The 16,167-nt window shown below is 61.2% G+C and carries 16 protein-coding genes and 1 riboswitch; of the genes, 9 read left to right on the forward strand and 7 right to left on the reverse strand.

The annotated features are described in order from the left end of the window. Window positions 1-133 precede the first annotated feature (133 nt). Window positions 134-643 carry a ProQ/FinO family protein gene (locus PC358_RS07775; protein ID WP_033698657.1) on the forward strand — a complete coding sequence of 170 codons (510 nt, stop codon included), beginning with the start codon at window positions 134-136 and terminating at the stop codon, window positions 641-643. Between the two features lie 21 nt (window positions 644-664). Here the strand turns inward: PC358_RS07775 and PC358_RS07780 are convergent, their stop codons facing one another. Further along, complete coding sequence (locus PC358_RS07780) at window positions 665-1,381, reverse strand: tellurite resistance TerB family protein (protein ID WP_033698659.1); 717 nt, start codon at window positions 1,379-1,381, stop codon at window positions 665-667. 108 nt (window positions 1,382-1,489) lie between these two features. Then, entirely contained in the window at window positions 1,490-2,038 is a 549-nt protein-coding gene (locus PC358_RS07785) for an ATP-binding protein (RefSeq protein ID WP_033700138.1), read from the reverse strand. A gap of 222 nt (window positions 2,039-2,260) precedes the next feature. Between PC358_RS07785 and PC358_RS07790 the strand changes: the two genes are divergently transcribed. From PC358_RS07790 to PC358_RS07820, 7 genes are all read left to right on the forward strand, one after another. After that, complete coding sequence (locus PC358_RS07790) at window positions 2,261-3,487, forward strand: MFS transporter (protein ID WP_033700140.1); 1,227 nt, start codon at window positions 2,261-2,263, stop codon at window positions 3,485-3,487. Between the two features lie 452 nt (window positions 3,488-3,939). After that, window positions 3,940-4,182 carry a hypothetical protein gene (locus PC358_RS07795; RefSeq protein ID WP_033698660.1) on the forward strand — a complete coding sequence of 81 codons (243 nt, stop codon included), beginning with the start codon at window positions 3,940-3,942 and terminating at the stop codon, window positions 4,180-4,182. 511 nt (window positions 4,183-4,693) lie between these two features. Beyond that, entirely contained in the window at window positions 4,694-5,152 is a 459-nt protein-coding gene (locus PC358_RS07800) for a lysozyme inhibitor LprI family protein (protein ID WP_160177291.1), read from the forward strand. Window positions 5,153-5,513: 361 nt separating this feature from the next. After that, window positions 5,514-6,500, forward strand: a complete 987-nt coding sequence (locus PC358_RS07805) for a DUF1852 domain-containing protein (RefSeq protein ID WP_033698665.1) — start codon at window positions 5,514-5,516, stop codon at window positions 6,498-6,500. 26 nt (window positions 6,501-6,526) lie between these two features. Further along, window positions 6,527-7,558, forward strand: a complete 1,032-nt coding sequence (locus PC358_RS07810; protein WP_033698666.1) for a methionine synthase — start codon at window positions 6,527-6,529, stop codon at window positions 7,556-7,558. Between the two features lie 25 nt (window positions 7,559-7,583). After that, window positions 7,584-8,093: a flavin reductase family protein gene (locus PC358_RS07815; protein WP_033698668.1), complete on the forward strand. Its 510-nt coding sequence runs from the start codon at window positions 7,584-7,586 to the stop codon at window positions 8,091-8,093. Window positions 8,094-8,109: 16 nt separating this feature from the next. After that, window positions 8,110-9,024, forward strand: a complete 915-nt coding sequence (locus PC358_RS07820) for a LysR family transcriptional regulator (protein ID WP_033698670.1) — start codon at window positions 8,110-8,112, stop codon at window positions 9,022-9,024. Window positions 9,025-9,435: 411 nt separating this feature from the next. On the opposite strand, the gene PC358_RS07825 is transcribed toward PC358_RS07820, so the two are convergent. Continuing rightward, window positions 9,436-9,669 carry a hypothetical protein gene (locus tag PC358_RS07825; RefSeq protein WP_033698671.1) on the reverse strand — a complete coding sequence of 78 codons (234 nt, stop codon included), beginning with the start codon at window positions 9,667-9,669 and terminating at the stop codon, window positions 9,436-9,438. A 214-nt stretch (window positions 9,670-9,883) separates the two neighbouring features. Between PC358_RS07825 and PC358_RS07830 the strand changes: the two genes are divergently transcribed. Next, window positions 9,884-10,789: an alpha/beta fold hydrolase gene (locus PC358_RS07830; protein ID WP_033698672.1), complete on the forward strand. Its 906-nt coding sequence runs from the start codon at window positions 9,884-9,886 to the stop codon at window positions 10,787-10,789. Window positions 10,790-10,805: 16 nt separating this feature from the next. Here the strand turns inward: PC358_RS07830 and PC358_RS07835 are convergent, their stop codons facing one another. The 4 genes from PC358_RS07835 to PC358_RS07850 are packed head-to-tail and all read right to left on the reverse strand — an operon-like array spanning window position 10,806 to window position 15,757. Next, window positions 10,806-11,825 carry a FecCD family ABC transporter permease gene (locus PC358_RS07835; protein WP_033698673.1) on the reverse strand — a complete coding sequence of 340 codons (1,020 nt, stop codon included), beginning with the start codon at window positions 11,823-11,825 and terminating at the stop codon, window positions 10,806-10,808. Further along, complete coding sequence (locus tag PC358_RS07840; RefSeq protein ID WP_033698675.1) at window positions 11,822-12,790, reverse strand: ABC transporter substrate-binding protein; 969 nt, start codon at window positions 12,788-12,790, stop codon at window positions 11,822-11,824. Before PC358_RS07840 ends, PC358_RS07835 begins: the two co-directional genes overlap by 4 nt. Then, a complete protein-coding gene (locus PC358_RS07845; protein WP_033698676.1) occupies window positions 12,787-13,572 on the reverse strand; it encodes an ABC transporter ATP-binding protein in 786 nt (261 codons plus the stop codon). The genes PC358_RS07840 and PC358_RS07845 overlap by 4 nt, the downstream gene beginning before the upstream one ends. A 46-nt stretch (window positions 13,573-13,618) precedes the next feature. After that, window positions 13,619-15,757: a TonB-dependent receptor gene (locus PC358_RS07850; RefSeq protein WP_033698677.1), complete on the reverse strand. Its 2,139-nt coding sequence runs from the start codon at window positions 15,755-15,757 to the stop codon at window positions 13,619-13,621. 108 nt (window positions 15,758-15,865) lie between these two features. Continuing rightward, window positions 15,866-16,072, reverse strand: a riboswitch (cobalamin riboswitch). Between the last annotated feature and the right edge of the window lie 95 nt (window positions 16,073-16,167).

The following is a 16,167-nucleotide window of genomic DNA, read 5'->3' on the forward strand; positions in this document are numbered from 1 at the left end:
CAGGTAGAATCTGCCGAGCCGGTCATGGCGCATTCACGGAAACAACAGCGATTCATCCTGTTTGGGCTGCTCCCAAGCGCTTTATGGAATATCCTTGCACCACGCAATCAACTTCGAAGCAGTGAATTGAACGATGGGTTTTGAACAACTAGCTGAGCTACGTGACCGCCTCAGGTCGGAAAAACAACAGGTCAAGGCCGATAGCGCGAAACACCCCAAGCGCAAGCCTTCCCCGCAGGCGAAGCCTCGTGCCCAGGATCCGGCGGTGGAAGCGATCTGGCCATTGCAGAAGCATTTTCCGTTGGCCTTCCCTGTCAACCCTGCCCCCAAGGTGCCGCTCAAGGAGGGTATTTTCAAGGATGCCGAGCAACACCTGGAGCTGCTGGGTCTGACCCGCGAGCAGCTTAAGCTGGGCATCTCTACCTGGTGTCGCGGAGCTCGATACTGGGCAAGCATGGTGGAGGGTGCGCCGCGTTTGGACTTGAGTGGACAACCCTCTGGCACCGTGACCGCCGCACAGGCGCTGCACGCGAAGCAACAAGCTTCGCGGCAACGCAGCCAGGGCCGACGTGATCGTGTGAAGCCAAAAGCGAGCGCCCCGGCCACTGCCGCCGATACCACAGCGCAACAGACTACAGACTGAGTTCAGTCGCGCTCAGCCCGGTCAGGCGGCTCTCTTTGCCTGCTGTTCCAGGTGCACCTGCAATGTCGGATCGATTTGCAGTGCGCCGGCCAGCTCGTCAAGGTAGGCCCGCTCTGCGGGCTGCTGGTCATCCACCAGCATCACACTGGCCAAGTACATTTCCGCGGCCATGGCCGGGTCCTGAGCCGACTGTGCCACTTCTGCAGCATCGAGTGGCTTGCTGACTTCCTCATCCAGCCATTGCTGCAGCTGCGGGTCGCTGGTGTGACGTTTGATTTCGGCGTAGATCAACTGTTGTTCTTGCTCGTCGATGCGACCGTCGGCCTTGGCTGCCGCAATCAGCGCGCGCAAGATCGCATGGCTGTGGTCTTCGGCCTCGGGGCCGCTCAATTGATCCACAGTGCGCACAGCTTGTTGCGGAGCGGCCGCCTGGCTGCGCTGCCAGCTTTGATAGGCCTGGTAAGCCATCATGCCCAACGACGCCAGGGCCGCATAATTGACGCCACCTGCGGAGCGCCCTTGGCTATTGCCGCCCGCGCTGCTGCCCCCACGGCCACCCAACAGGCCGCCCAGTAAACCACCCAGGCCACCGCCGCCGTCCGTTGCATTGCCGCCGCCAAGCAAACCGCCCAGCAAACCACCCAGGCCGTCTTGCGACGACATGCTGCCACTGCCTTGTTGCGCCCGTGAGCCCTGCCCGGCGCGAAGTAACTGTTCGAGTAAATCACTAGTGTTCATGGCACCGCCCTCGGTCGGTAGTCGTTGCCCAACCCAGCAACGATAGCCCCCTCAAGGTGATCCGCCATGACCGTTTGGCCGGCGGGTGGCCTGGGGAGTACCGAGCAGTCAGGTAGACTGCGCTGCTTGCGTCAACCTCTGCATCACCTGCGCAACCATCTGCTCAGCACTACTCACGCCATCCACCCGTAAAACCGCAGACGTCCGCGCCGCCAACCACGCCTCATGCCACGCCCGGTTGCGGCCAGAAAAGCTCGGGTCGTCATACTGCGAAGCCCATTCGCGGAAGGCCACATGGATCGCGTGCATGTCACCGCCCGGTGCAATCCGCTCGCCAAAGCGCGCCTTTTCACGTGCGGCCAGCCGCTCAAGGCGAACCGGCGTTGGTGTGACAACGAACACCGTAAGGTCTACAGTGGCAACCAGCGCATCGCCCCAGCCCAGGCACGAACCGGTCAGCACCCAATCGTCGCCACCCAGCTTTTGCTGCAACAAAGCCACGCGCTCATCGACAGGCCGCTTGGTGGTAAATGGAGGGTTGGTGGGCATCCAGTAAAAATCGTCGACATCGACATGCTGCAAGCCGAGCTGCCTTGCGAGGTTTTGACCCAGCGTGGTCACACCGGCGCACGATGCCCCTGTAATGTAGATACGCAATTTATCCTCCATGAATGCAAGCCGAATTCGGGGCCGCACCATACACCATAGCCCTCGGCAGCAAACAGCAGGCGCTCTGCATTGGGCGTCTTATCGATCGTACTGATGATTACTATCGAGCGGCGCGCCTGTGTGGTGGCGCCGACCCACTCGTATAATCGCCTTCAATTTTCGCCCTCTCCTCGCCTGCTTCAGGCGACATCCCCCTTGGAACCCAGCATCATGCCAAGCGACAGCCAGGCCCCTAGCGGCCTTCCCGAACATAACCAACAAAGCGTCAAACAGCAGTGGCTGGCGATTCTTTCGGTCGCCGTGGGTGCCTTCGCCCTGGTCACCAGTGAGTTTCTGCCGGTGGGCGTGCTCAACGACGTTGCCAGCGACCTCGGCATCAGCGCAGGCCAGGCCGGCCTGATGGTGACCCTGCCCGGCATCATGGCCGCCCTCGCCGCCCCTTTGCTGTCGGTGGGCATTGGCGCCATGGACCGCCGTTACCTGCTGATCGGCCTGACGCTGATCATGATCATCGCCAACGCGGTGGTGGCCTACGCCAGTGACTTCAGCCTGCTGCTGTTCGGCCGCGTCCTGCTGGGCGTCAGCATCGGCGGTTTCTGGGCCACGGCCATTGCCCTCAGCGGCCGCCTGGCACCCAAAGGCGTGGGCGTTGCCCAGGCCACCTCGATCATCATGGTCGGGGTAACCCTGGCCACCGTGCTGGGCGTGCCCGTGGGCACCTGGCTGAGTGGCCTGATGGGCTGGCGCATGACCTTCCTGGTTACCGCGCTGGTGGGCGTGCCGGTGCTGCTGGCGCAGGTCCTGCTGCTACCGCGGCTCAACCCGGACAAGGCCATCCGCATCAGTGACCTGCCGGCCCTGTTCATCAACCCGCAAGCGCGGGTTGGGTTGATTGCGGTATTGCTGATTGGCCTGGCGCACTTTGCCGCGTACACCTATGTGGCACCCTTCTTCAAACAGAACGCCGGCTTCGATGGGCCGACGATTGGCTCGCTGCTGTTGCTGTATGGCGTGGCCGGGGTAATCGGCAACATCTTCGCCGGCTTCGCCGCCAACCGCAGCGTGCGCCACACCCTGATGCTGGTGGCCGTGATGATTGGCGTCAGCACCGCCCTGTTCCCCCACTTCGCCACGGGCATGACCGGCGCTGCAATGCTGATCGCACTGTGGGGCTTCGCCTTCGGCGCCTTCCCGGCGTGCGCCAGTATCTGGATGTTTGTGGTCGCGCCCAAGGATGTCGAACGCGGCATGCCCCTGTTCGTGGCGATGTTCCAGGTGATTATTGCGCTGGGCTCGTTCTTCGGCGGGCAGATCGTCGACCAGTTGGGCAGCTCGGTGCTGTTGAGCCTGGCCACGGCGCTGGTAGGTTGCGGCTTTGTCACAGTGCTGGTGCTGGGGCGTAGCGTCACTAACCGATTGGCCGTTCAGCCCTGCTGACAGGCCGTAGTAAAAAACCGGCATCAATCCACGAGCGGGTACTCACCCGCTCCGGTTCAACTGGGGCAACCTGCCGCTGGTCGAGGGCACGGGCGATGGAGCGCCGCGCAACGTGACGGCGTTGGTGACCTGGAAGTATTGCTTTTCAGTGATGAATAATCAGATTTAACCCCTTCCTTGTAGGCCTTTTCCCAAACATACTCCTGCCGCCTTTTTTCCGTTGCGGCCGCTCAGGCACCGCTCTAGTCTCGGCCTGTCGCTGCAAACAGCGATCGGCTTTGACAGGCCGCGACGGTATTAAGTATATGGCTCGCTTCTATGGCGGCTGTACGTGCGGGCACGCTTGCGTGCGCCGGAACTTTGCTTAATCCGCCGGTCTGTCAACCCACGTACAGCTGCCACCCTTCTGTTTGACAGCAGGCAGGTGGCCGCACCTTGAAAAGGATTAAGTGATGTTAAAGGTCGTTCCCGATCCACCCCACAACCACCACTCTCTCGAAGACACCCTCATCCAGGCTGCGGACTACGCGCTGTGCGCACAGACCGTGGCCCATCAGGCGATTCTGCTTCAGCCCAAGTCCCCCGTGTCGATCCTTATGATGACGACCATGCATGAGCTGGAGGCGCTGCGTGTGCTGCTTGAGTCGGCGTTGATTCAGGTGCAGATGCCAGCAGAGCCGCGTACTCGGCATTAAGGGCCTATGCGATGTGTTGCCTGGTCTGGCCTCTTCGCGGGGCAAGCCCGCTCCCACAGGATCACCACAGACTCGAGCCTGATGTGTACTTGTGGGAGCGGGCTTGCCCCGCGAAGAGGCCAGACCAGGCTGCAAAACTTCAGCGCATTGGCCAAGGCGCTGATGGACGACGCGGAACTGGGCATGATGCATTGAGGCCCGTGTAGACAAGTGTGGTGTTTCAGAATACCAATGAAAATTACATGCCCAAGGCCTTTCCTGCACGGATGACTGGGGCCAGAATGGTCTCGGCTTTTTAAGGGAGGGGTGGATGCCTGGAGATTGTATATGGGGCCACCAGGTGCCTGGCTTGGCATTTTCAGCGCCTATCAGATCGAGCGCCGCCCTACCTCCAAACCGAAGATAGGAGCCTAGCCGCCATCACCCTATCTCCCGACAAGCACATAGCGACCCCACATTGGTATTTCTGAAACACCACACTAAATGCCCCATTACTCAAGGAGCGAGAATGATGAACCGTGCTATCAAGCTAGCCGTCGCAAGTACACTGCTGTGCGGAGGGCTGGCTCATGCTGATCGTGGGCGGGAAGAGGCGTTGCGAGAGGCGATTCGGCAGTTTGAGGCCTCGCTGGAGACTCAGTATCAACACTGTGCGAAAACAGCCAAGACTACAAATGACTTTGACGTATGCTTGGGAATGAAGGCAAACAGCGCGCTCGATGCTGTGAATCAGAAGTATCAAACGAAGCTGGACGGTACGTTGGATGATCTCAAGCACAAAGCGGCCAATGACTCAGAGCGGGTTCCAGAAATGCTTCAACAGTCTCAGGCCCTCTGGGAGCAATACGCCGAGGCGGAATGCAATGGGTTATACGAACAGAATATCGCTGGGACTATTCGGGGTTCCGTTTCGCAATATTGCAGATACCGCATGGCCCTCCAGCGCCTGACTGAATTGGACGAATGGTGAGTGGTCAGATTTTTTACCGTACAAGGATGTCACGATGAATCTAGTTAGTATTGGACGATGAACTTGAATTCGCTGGCGGCAATTCCTGGATGCACGAATATGTAGCCAAGCTGGTTGCTGAGTCATTTTCACGCGCTAAGCCGTGAGGCCTTGACGGCATTCCATCGGTGACACCACGGGTTTCAGGGCCCGTGGTGTACCTGTGGGAGCGGCTTTACGCACAGTGTTCACTTCATCGCCACCGCCATCATGAAGATGGCTAAAGCCCCTGTGAAATCAATTCAGTACCCCTCGATCAGGCCCCAACCTAGAATACGTCTCAACTAGAGAGCCTATAAATATTCGAGTGGGACAGCCGACCATGACGAACACAGATTTCAACTTTTCCATCAAGACCATTCGTTTCGACGAACATTATCACCCCGCCGAAAACACACGCCTCACGACCAACTTCGCCAATCTGGCGAGGGGCGCGAGCCGCCAGGAAAACTTGCGCAACACCCTGGGGATGATCGACAACCGCTTCAACGCCCTGGCGCATTGGGACAACCCAAAAGGCGACCGTTACAGCGTCGAGCTTGAGATAATTTCCGTCGCGATGACGATCGATGCTGAACGCAGCGATCACGCCCTGCCCTTGATTGAAATATTGAAAACCCACATCGTCGACCGAAAAACCGGCGAGCGCATCGCCGGCATGGTGGGGAATAATTTTTCGTCCTACGTGCGCGATTACGACTTCAGCGTACTGCTACTGGGGCACAACAAGAACCAGCCAGCGTTCAGCACACCTGAGCATTTTGGCGAGCTGCATGGCAAGCTGTTCAAGCGCTTCGTGAACTCCGCCACCTACAAACAGCACTTTGACAAGCCCCCGGTCATCTGCCTGAGCGTGTCGAGCAGCAAAACTTACCATCGCACTGAAAACCAGCACCCGGTGCTGGGCTTTGAATACCAGCAAGATGAATATTCCTTGACCGATGAATACTTCGGGAAGATGGGATTGAAAGTGCGTTACTTCATGCCTGCGAACAGCGCTGCGCCGTTGGCTTTCTATTTTTCCGGCGATTTGCTCAGTGACTACAGCAACCTTGAGCTGATCAGCACCATCAGCACCATGGATACCTTCCAGAAAATCTACCGCCCCGAAATCTACAATGCCAACTCGGTGGCAGGAAAGTCCTACCAGCCCAGCTTGAAGCACGAAGATTATTCGCTGACACGCATTGTTTATGATCGGGAAGAACGTAGCCGGCTGGCTATTGAACAGGGACGATTTGTCGAAGAGCACTTCATCAAACCTTACCACGCCATGCTTGAGCAGTGGTCCGCCCACTACGCTTCCTGACTTACGCAAATACAAGGTCTTCTTTCATGAAAAAGCTGTTACCCACGTCGACTGCCGGCAGTTTGCCTAAACCCTCTTGGCTCGCACAACCCGAGACACTTTGGTCCCCCTGGAAGTTGCAGGACGAGGCGTTGACCGAAGGCAAACAGGATGCACTGCGCCTGTCATTGCAAGAGCAGCAACACGCCGGCATTGATATCGTCAGTGATGGCGAGCAAACGCGCCAACACTTTGTGACGACCTTCATCGAGCACCTCAGCGGCGTTGATTTCGAGAAACGTGAAACCGTGCGCATCCGCGATCGCTACGACGCAAGCGTACCGACGGTGGTGGGTGCTGTCGCTCGGCAAAAGCCAGTGTTTGTAGAAGATGCCAAGTTTTTGCGTCAGCAAACCCGGCAGCCCATCAAATGGGCGCTGCCAGGCCCCATGACCATGATTGATACGCTGTACGACAACCATTACAAAAGCCGCGAAAAACTGGCGTGGGAATTCGCCAAGATTCTCAACCAGGAAGCCCTTGAGCTAGAGGCTGCCGGTGTGGACATCATCCAGTTCGATGAACCCGCCTTCAATGTCTTCTTCGACGAAGTCAATGACTGGGGTGTGGCCACGCTGGAAAGGGCCATTGAAGGCCTCACGTGTGAAACGGCCGTGCATATTTGTTATGGCTATGGCATCAAAGCCAACACCGACTGGAAAAAGACCCTGGGCAGTGAGTGGCGCCAATATGAAGAAGCGTTCCCCAAACTGCAAAAATCCAGCATCGATATCATCTCGCTGGAATGCCACAACTCGCACGTCCCGCTGGACCTGATGGCGCTCATTCGCGGTAAGAAAGTGATGGTAGGCGCCATTGACGTGGCAAACCACACCATTGAAACCCCCGAGGAAGTCGCTGCTACCCTGCGCAAAGCACTGCAATTTGTAGATGCCGACAAACTCTACCCGTGCACCAACTGTGGTATGGCCCCCTTACCTCGCCAGGTCGCCAGGGGCAAGTTGAATGCGCTGAGTGCAGGCGCAGACATCGTGCGCAGAGAACTCCTGGCCCATTAAAGGCCCCCTCACGTCAGGACCTACCATGTCACTTCCCAGTACTGTCATCGCGCCATCGAGCTTTCGCGAAGCGCTCGGGCACTACGCGTCCGGTATCACGGTGATCACCTCGCTCATTGATGGCGCGCCGATTGGCTTCACCTGCCAGTCGTTCTATAGCGTGTCGATGAGCCCGCCGCTGGTGTCATTCAGCGTGATGGCCAGTTCGGCCAGCTACCCCGGCATTCGCCAGGCGGGCCGCTTCGCGGTCAATATCCTTTCGGGTGAACAGGTGGGGATTTCCAACCAGTTCGCCCGCAAAGGCGCGGACAAATGGCATGGGGTCAAGTGGCAGGCGTCGCCGCTGGGTAATCCGGTCATTGCCGGCAGCCTGCACTGGCTGGATTGCGAGATTCACGCCGAACACGCAGCCGGTGACCACGTGATCGTGATTGGCGAAGTGAAAGCGCTGAACGTGCAGGACGCCGCAGCTACGCAACCCTTGCTGTATTTCAAAGGACAATATTGCAACCTCGCCGCGCATTGCGCGGTTTGAGCGTTGCCCTCTTCTCATGATCGACTTGAGACACCTACGCACCCTTCATGCCCTGCGCGAAACGGACAGCCTACCCGAGGCCGCCGAGTTCCTGCACCTGACGCAATCGGCGCTGTCGCACCAGTTCCGGGAGCTGGAAAGTCGCCTCGGCATGCCCGTGTTCGTGCGCAAGTCCAAGCCGGTGCGCTTCACCACGGCCGGCCTCAAGCTGTTGCAACTGGCCGACCAGGTGCTGCCGCTGATTCGCACCACGGAGCGCAAGCTGAGCAAACTGGCTGGCGGTACGGCCGACCGGCTGCACATCGCCATCGAGTGCCACAGTTGCTACCAATGGCTGATGCCCTCGGTGGACGATTTCCGCGAGGCATGGCCAGAGGTTGAACTGGACCTGGCCTCAGGGTTGTCGTTCGCGCCACTGCCGGCCCTGGAACGGGGGGACCTCGACCTGGTGGTGACCTCCGACCCGGTGACCTTGCCAGGTATCACCTACGTACCACTGTTCGGCTACGAGGCAATGCTGGCCATTGACAAGCACCATCCCCTGCGCGAAAAGCCCTACCTGGAACCCGCCGACATCGCCAGCCAGACCCTGATCACATACCCGATCGAGCGCAACCGCCTGGACATCTTCACCCGCTTCTTCGACCCCGCCGACCTCGAGCCCGCCCAGGTACGCACCGCCGAGATGACCGTGATGATGATGCAGCTGGTGGCCAGCGGCCGCGGGGTTTGCTGCCTGCCGAACTGGGCGGTGCATGAATACACCTCGCGCGGCTATGTCATTGCCAAGCGCCTGGGCGAGAAAGGGCTACAGGCCACGCTATTCGCGGCGGTTCGCAGCGATATGCTGGAAATGCCTTACATGAGGGACTTCCTGCTTACAGCAAAAGACATTTCCTTTGCGACTTTGGAGGGTGTCAATGCGGTGTAAGGCCCGTTGCCTGATAGCTATGGCTCGTAAGCTGTTGCTCAACACAGGCTAGTGTGGTGTTTCAGAAATACCAATTAAGATTACTTACCTAGGGCCCTTTCCGCACGGGCGACTGAGGCCAAAATGACCTCGGCTTTTTTATGGTCTTCACGGAATGTTGGGGAAGTGGGGCTGCTATGTGCTTGTCGGGGTATAGGGTGAGGGCAGCTAGGTGCCCTCACCCTATACCCTGACACGGCTCACCATCGGCAGTCCATTTTGTGGGAGCGGGCTTGCCCCGCGAAGAGGCCGAGCCAGAAAATGGGGTTGACTGGCACGGGCTACGCCCGTGTTCGCGGGGCTAGCCCGCTCCCACAGACGACAGGAAGAACGACTACGGCCAGGCGCAGCCAGCCTGCGAGGTTAACCACCCTAGCTGTCCCCCTCCTGCACAGTAACCCTGACGCCCGTGCTTGCAATTTCGTACTCGGATTCAGAAATCCTGCGCACCGCCCCACCAAATTGCATCTCGAAATGCTTCAGCCCTTCATGCCGAATCATGCCGTTTGGCGAGCGTTCAATCGTCTCGTCCTGATAAATGTTGATCACGTAGACCACGTTATCAGTCCCCACCCCGACGATCTTCCCAACATATTTATCTGCCATGTCCGCACTCCCTGAGTAAACCCCACAGTTGCTGCACTGAGATGCTGACTGTTCAAGGATGTGCGCAATGGCGGTAGGGGTCTGTACGCTACCGAACAGACCCCTCACGTCATTCTGCCAGCCGACGCCGAAGACGCAGGGCTGGATGTTATCCTCGACACTTCAACCCGTTTGGCGGTATTGGACGGCGAACGAAGGACAAAAGGAAAATGTCATGCGCACACGCACCCTCCTCGCGGCAATCGGTACCGCTTTCACCTTGATCTCAGCCCCGGCATCAGCCACCCAGCCCGCATCGCAGGCGTCGGCAACGTTGAGCAAAGACCGCATCTCGGTAACCGTTGAGGGCGCCGGCCCGGATGTCATCCTGATCCCGGGCTTGGCGTCTTCCCGCGAAGTGTGGCAAGACCTGGCCGCCAGGCTAAAGCATAGCTACCGCCTGCACCTGGTGCAGGTCGCAGGCTTTGCTGGAGCACCGGCCGTCTCCAACCCGCAAGGCAACGTGGCCGCCCCAACGGCCGAGGCCATCGCTGACTACATCCGCACCCAGCACCTCAAGGCCCCGGTGATCATTGGCCACTCGCTGGGTGGCGAGGTGGCGCTGATGCTCGGTGCGCGTCATCCCGACCAGGTCGCACGCCTGATGATCGTCGATGCCCTGCCCTTCTACACCCTGCTGATGGACCCCGCCGCCACTCGCGAAACTGCCGCACCGCATGCGGCGGCGTTCCGTGATGCGCTGCTGGCGTCACCGCCGGCGCAAACCGAGGCCATGCAGCGCGCCTCCATAGCCCGCCTGGCAAAAAGCGAAGCGGCCAGGCCTGCACTGCTCGCGGCGGCATTAGGCTCGGACCGGCAGACCACGGCCGATGCCACCTATGAACTGATGACCACCGACCTGCGCCCTGAGCTCGGTCGTATCAAGGTGCCGGTAGAAGTCGTCTATGCCTACGACCCTCGCTACGGCATACCCGCTGCCAACGTCGAGGCCACCTTCCGCAACGCCTACGCCACCACCCCGCACATCCGCTTCAAGCGCATCGACGACAGCTTCCACTTCGTCATGCTCGACCAGCCACAGGCGTTCGCCAACGCGGTCACCGATTTTCTGAAACCGTAGCGTTTGCCACAGCCGTTCAGCGCTTGAGCAGGGCAATGAAAAACAACCCGCCAAGCGCTGCGGTGGCAATGCCGATGGGCAAGTCTTGCGGGGCGATCAAGGTGCGTGCAGCCACATCCACCCAAACCAGAAAAATCGCCCCAAGCAGTGCACTGACCGGCATCAGCCGGCGGTTTTCCGCACCCACCAGCGCCCGCGCCATGTGCGGCACCATCAGGCCGACGAAGCCGATGGCGCCCGACAGCGATACCAGTACGCCGGTCAGCAGCGAGGTGCAGGTGAACACCTGCAGGCGCAGGCGTCGGCCGTTGAAACCCAGGCTCAGCGCCGTCTGCTCACCACTCATCAGCGCATTCAGGCCGCGCCCCAACATTTGCAGCGTGACCAGCCCCAGCACCACGCACAGCGCCGGCAGCCAGATGACATGCCAGCGCGCCGCGCCCAGGCCACCCAGCATCCAGAACACCACCGAAGCGGCGGCATGCTGATCGCCCGTGTACAACAGCAGGTTGACCACCGCCATCAGCACGAACGACACGGCGACGCCCGCCAACAGCAGGCGGTCGGTTTCCATGCGGCCATTGCGCCGGGCCACGCCGATCACCAGCAACATGCTCGCCGCCGCGCCCATGAACGCCGCCAGTGGCAAGCTGAAGACCCCGATGAATTCGCCCAGGTAGAGCATCACCAGCACTGCCCCCAGCGCCGCCCCCGAGCTGACACCCAACAGGTGCGGGTCTGCCAGGGGGTTGCGGGTCACGGCTTGCAGCGCGCTGCCGACCAGCGCCAGGCCGGCACCCACCAAAGCCCCCAGCAACACCCGGGGCGCGCGGATCAGCCAGACGATATGGGCCTGGCTCTGGCTCCACTCACCCGGCATGTCGATGCCCAGTTGCTGGCCGACAATACCGGCAACCTTGGCCAGCGGCACCGACGCGGGGCCAAAGGCAAGCGCGATCAGGCACGACAGCAGCAACACGACGCTCAGCAGCACGATCAGCCACCGGTACGCCGCAGTGCTGTGCCCAACCCTCATCGGGCAGCACCTTGGAGCAACGGGGGATGCAATGCATCGGCAAGCTTTTCGATGGCCACTGCGTTCTCCACGGAAGGCGTCACCTCTAGGTAGGTCAGCACAATGAAGCGCTGATCACGAATCGCCCGCACGTCTTTCAACGCAGGTTGGCGCACCAGGAAGTCGCGCTTCTGCTGCCAACTGCTGGGGCCGTAGTCGACGATCAGAATGACCTCCGGGTCGCGCTCCACCACGCTTTCCCAGTTCACCTCGGTCCAGCTGGCGGCCACATCGTCCATCACGTTGCGCCCGCCGGCGGCTTCGATCAGGGCCTGGGGCACGCCAAGCCTTCCCGAGGTGGTGGGGCGATCTTCGCCACTGTCGTAAAGGAACACCCGTGGCATGTACCGCGCCTGCCCGACCCGATGCTGCACTTCACCGATACGCGCGCGCATGCTGGCGATCACGCGGTCGGCCTGGGGCTCGACCGAGAATATCCGCCCCAGGTTGCCCAGGTCGCGGTAGACATCGTCCAGGCTGGCCCGCTGCTGGGCCATGACCCACGAGCACGACTCGCTCAGCTCGTACACCGGGATGGCAAATGGCGCAAGGGTGCTGGGGGTCACCGGGCCGCCAACCTGCATGCCGTAGTTCCAGCCGGCAAAAAACAGATCGGCTTCAGCCGCCAGCAAGGTTTCGATGGCCGGGTAGCGGCTGGCCAGCTGCGGCACGCCCTGCAGCGCCGTGTCCAGCCACGGGTCGCGGTGCTTGCGGGCGCTGAAACCGGTGTAGCCGACGATGCGCTCGCGCAGCCCGAGGTGCAGCAGCATTGCGCTCATGTTCACATCGTGCACCACCACCCGCTGCGGTGCCTGGGTGAACGTCACGTCGCGGTCACAGCTGCGCACGCTCAAGGGGTAGTCGCTGGCCGTGGCAGGCAGCGCGGTCAGGATCGACAGCAAGCCGATCAGGTAGCGAAGGGTCATGGTCGTGTGATCCAGGTAATACGTGGGTAAGTGTGCAGGGGGTGGCGGTCGACCAGCGCCTCGACACCGAAGACCTGCCTGAGCAGGCCGGGGGTCAGCACCGCTTGCGGCGTACCGCTGGCAACAAGGCGCCCGCCGTCGATGACGTACAGCCGATCACAGAACGCGGCCGCCAAGTTAAGGTCATGAAAGCTGGCCAGAATGCTCAGGCCCAGGCTGCGCAGGTGCTGGAGCAGCTCCAGCTGGTAGCGTGGGTCCAGATGGTTGGTCGGCTCATCGAGCATCAGCAACTGCGGTGCCTGCACCAAGGCCCGGGCCAGCAGCACGCGCTGTTTCTCGCCTCCTGACAGGCTGGCAAACGCCCGCTCGCGCTGCTCGGCAAGGCCCACTTGCGCAAGTGCCTGCACCACGTGCCGGGCATCCTCGGCACTGTCGCCATCGAACAGGCCCTTGTGCGGCGCGCGGCCCATGGCAACCACCTCGGCAACGCTCAAGCCGAACTCATCGGGAAACTCCTGCAGCACCACCGCGATGCGTTGTGCGCACCATCGCGCGCTGCGCAGCCAGATGTCATCCGCGCCAAGGCTCACCCGGCCTTGGTCAGGTGGGTTGGCGCGGTAGGCGCAGCGCAGCAGGCTGGTCTTGCCGCTGCCATTGGGGCCGATCAGGCCGACGAACTCGCCCGGCCCCACGTGCAGGTCCACGCCTTGCAACAGCGGGCGCGGTGCCCGCCCCCGTTCCTGCGGGGCCCAGGCGAGGGCCTCGATGTGCAGTTGCGTCATGGGCATCACCTCCAGGAGGCACCGGCCAATGGCCGGTGCGGCAGGCTCAGAAGCTGTAATCAGCCGTGACGAAGAATGAGCGCGGCTCACCCAGGTACCACTGCCGGCCGTTGTTGCCGGTGGTGATGGCGTACTGGCGATCGAACAGGTTGTTCAACTGCAGGCCCAGGGTCAGGTCCGGTTGCACGTGCCAGTCGACAGTGGCGTCGACCACGGTGTAGCTGGGCACCTGAACGGTATTGGCGTTGTCGGCGTAACGGCTGTCGACATAACGCGCCCCGGCACCGGCACTGAAGCGTTGGCCGAAATCCTTGCTCAACCACAGGTTGGCGGAACGGCGAGGCACCTCGGTGGGCTGGTTGCCGGAGTAGTCGTCGGTACCATTGGTAAATTCGTCATACTCCGCCCGCACCCAGGCGGCGTTGGCGGACAGCTGCACGTCGTAGGGCAGGCGCAGTTCGAGGGTGGCTTCGATACCGTCCGACGACTGCTGGCCGACCTGCTGTTGCAGCGTCGGGTTGAGCGGGTCGGTGCTTAGCAGCTTTTTCTTGACGATGTGGTACGCCGCCAAGGTCCACTCCCCTCGCCCCTCGGGCAGCATCTGCTTGATGCCCACTTCGGTTTGCTTGGCGGTGCTCAGGTCCCACTGCTGCTGAGCGGCGTCGAGGGTCAGCAGGTCGCTTACGCCTTCGGTACTGGTGGCGTACTGGCCGTAGACCGACAAGTCCTCGGTAACCGCGAACACCAACCCAGCGCGCCAGTTGTTGCCGGACAAGCTGCGGTCGGTGCGGGTATCGGTATCCAGGTCGTCGCTGTGCAAGTGCACCTGGTCGCGGCGCACACCGGTGATCAGCGACAGGCGCTCGGTCAACTGCGTGCGGTTCTCGGCAAACAGCGAAAACTGCTTGGCCTGGTTGGCTTCGCGCGAGCGGAAGGGGTCGTTGCTGATGTATTCGCCGCCCCCCGAACCCGACAACGGCACCGTATCGGTCAGGGTGTTGCCGAAGTCGTGTTTGCGCACGAAGCGGATCGTGTTGTAGTCGGCGCCCACCACGGTCTGGCTGTCCAGGCCGAACAGCGAGTGTTGCAAGGTGAACGACTGGCGGTCACCGAGCTGTTCCTGGGTCTGCTTGATGCTGATGAAGCTGCTACGGCGCACCTGGTCACCTGGCAACCAGGTGTAGGTCTCGGCGTTGCGCCAGCGACGCTGGGCCTTGAGGAAGTACAACTGGTTGCTGGCGGTCAGGTTGTCGTTGATCACCCAGTCGGTCACCAGGCGCGTGGACTGGTCGTTGTAATGCAGCTCGGCGTTGTCGACGTTGTAGTTGTGGTCGCGCAGCGACTCGCGGTAGTGCCCACCCACCAACGGCGTACCCATGTACTGCTGCGGGTTCTGGTCACCGTAGTCGTGGCTGAGGGTGAAGCTCAGCTCGTCACTGGGCTGCCAGCGCAGCGAGCCGCTGATGGCGAGGCTCTGCGAGTCGCCGCGGTCGACCCAGCCGTTGCTGGCCTGTTTGTTCAGGTTCAGGCGATAGCTCAAGGTATCGGTCAGCGAACCGCCGCTGTCCAGGGCCATCTGCCGGCGGTCATCCGAGCCGTAGCCCAGGCGCAGGTGGTTGCGGATTTCACCCTCGAACGGCTTCTTCGGCACCACGTTGATCACCGCGCCGGTGGCGCCCTCCCCGTACAGCACCGATGCCGGGCCGCGCAGCACATCGATGCGTTCTACCGACCAGGTGTCCACCGGGAAGGTCACCGTGCCGGCGCCTACGTACAGCCGGGTGCCGTCGTACAACTGCATGGTCGAACTGTGCCCGGTAAAACCGCGGGCCGACAACGCCGTGCCGCCGTTGCCGGGGGTACCGATGAAGGTGATGCCGGGCGAACGGGTCACCGCGTCCTGAACTGTTGCGTTGTTGCGCTTGAGGATTTGCTCGGCACTGATGCTGGTCACGCTGGCGGGTGTTTCCAGCGGCGTCAGGCCAAGCCGCGAGCCACTGGTGCCTGGGGTATGCAGGTCGGGCTGCGGGTTGCGCTCGGCCGTGCCGGTAATGTCCGTGGCCGGCAGCGCCAGGGCGTTGTCCGCCTCGGCGGCGTGGGCGGCAACGCTAATAAAAACACAGGGCAGCAGGCTTGCATGCAGCAGCGAGCCTGGCAGAGAACTGAACAGCGAATAACGGGACATGTCGTTCCACTTGAAGCAGGAATGAAAGAATCCCGGGGGAACAACGCAAAGGGGCATCGCAGGCGCACACGCCTACGGAAACCGGCCTGCGCCCGCCCACCGCGGGTTTGCCAAACGATGCTTCAGGCCGGTCTCCGGGCTCGCGAGGGGCATGAAGCATTCACCTTCCCATGCCGGGGCACAGTGGTGTCTTGAATACTTCTCTCGCATACCGTTGCGGGGGCAGCGCCGGACTGATCATCGCGCGATGACGAACCGGCTTCCCGTTTCACCCCATGCACGGCGGCAGGGGGCACCTGAAACAGGCGCGCAGATGACCATCAAAATGCCGCTACGTCAACCGCCCTGTACAGCGCAAAGGCGCTGCTTCGCGACAGCAACGGCTAGACTCACTGTCTGTACCCGCGTCA

The organism is Pseudomonas capeferrum, assembly GCF_000731675.1.
Lineage (GTDB): Bacteria > Pseudomonadota > Gammaproteobacteria > Pseudomonadales > Pseudomonadaceae > Aquipseudomonas > Aquipseudomonas capeferrum.

What these genes read in the sequence shown, in the direction of transcription:
- PC358_RS07775 (WP_033698657.1), top strand. Translation starts at nt 134, where the DNA reads ATGGGTTTTGAACAACTAGCTGAGCTACGTGACCGCCTCAGGTCGGAA.
- PC358_RS07780 (WP_033698659.1), bottom strand. Translation starts at nt 1,381, where the DNA reads ATGAACACTAGTGATTTACTCGAACAGTTACTTCGCGCCGGGCAGGGC.
- PC358_RS07790 (WP_033700140.1), top strand. Translation starts at nt 2,261, where the DNA reads ATGCCAAGCGACAGCCAGGCCCCTAGCGGCCTTCCCGAACATAACCAA.
- PC358_RS07795 (WP_033698660.1), top strand. Translation starts at nt 3,940, where the DNA reads ATGTTAAAGGTCGTTCCCGATCCACCCCACAACCACCACTCTCTCGAA.
- PC358_RS07800 (WP_160177291.1), top strand. Translation starts at nt 4,694, where the DNA reads ATGAACCGTGCTATCAAGCTAGCCGTCGCAAGTACACTGCTGTGCGGA.
- PC358_RS07805 (WP_033698665.1), top strand. Translation starts at nt 5,514, where the DNA reads ATGACGAACACAGATTTCAACTTTTCCATCAAGACCATTCGTTTCGAC.
- PC358_RS07810 (WP_033698666.1), top strand. Translation starts at nt 6,527, where the DNA reads ATGAAAAAGCTGTTACCCACGTCGACTGCCGGCAGTTTGCCTAAACCC.
- PC358_RS07815 (WP_033698668.1), top strand. Translation starts at nt 7,584, where the DNA reads ATGTCACTTCCCAGTACTGTCATCGCGCCATCGAGCTTTCGCGAAGCG.
- PC358_RS07820 (WP_033698670.1), top strand. Translation starts at nt 8,110, where the DNA reads ATGATCGACTTGAGACACCTACGCACCCTTCATGCCCTGCGCGAAACG.
- PC358_RS07825 (WP_033698671.1), bottom strand. Translation starts at nt 9,669, where the DNA reads ATGGCAGATAAATATGTTGGGAAGATCGTCGGGGTGGGGACTGATAAC.
- PC358_RS07830 (WP_033698672.1), top strand. Translation starts at nt 9,884, where the DNA reads ATGCGCACACGCACCCTCCTCGCGGCAATCGGTACCGCTTTCACCTTG.
- PC358_RS07835 (WP_033698673.1), bottom strand. Translation starts at nt 11,825, where the DNA reads ATGAGGGTTGGGCACAGCACTGCGGCGTACCGGTGGCTGATCGTGCTG.
- PC358_RS07840 (WP_033698675.1), bottom strand. Translation starts at nt 12,790, where the DNA reads ATGACCCTTCGCTACCTGATCGGCTTGCTGTCGATCCTGACCGCGCTG.
- PC358_RS07845 (WP_033698676.1), bottom strand. Translation starts at nt 13,572, where the DNA reads ATGACGCAACTGCACATCGAGGCCCTCGCCTGGGCCCCGCAGGAACGG.
- PC358_RS07850 (WP_033698677.1), bottom strand. Translation starts at nt 15,757, where the DNA reads ATGTCCCGTTATTCGCTGTTCAGTTCTCTGCCAGGCTCGCTGCTGCAT.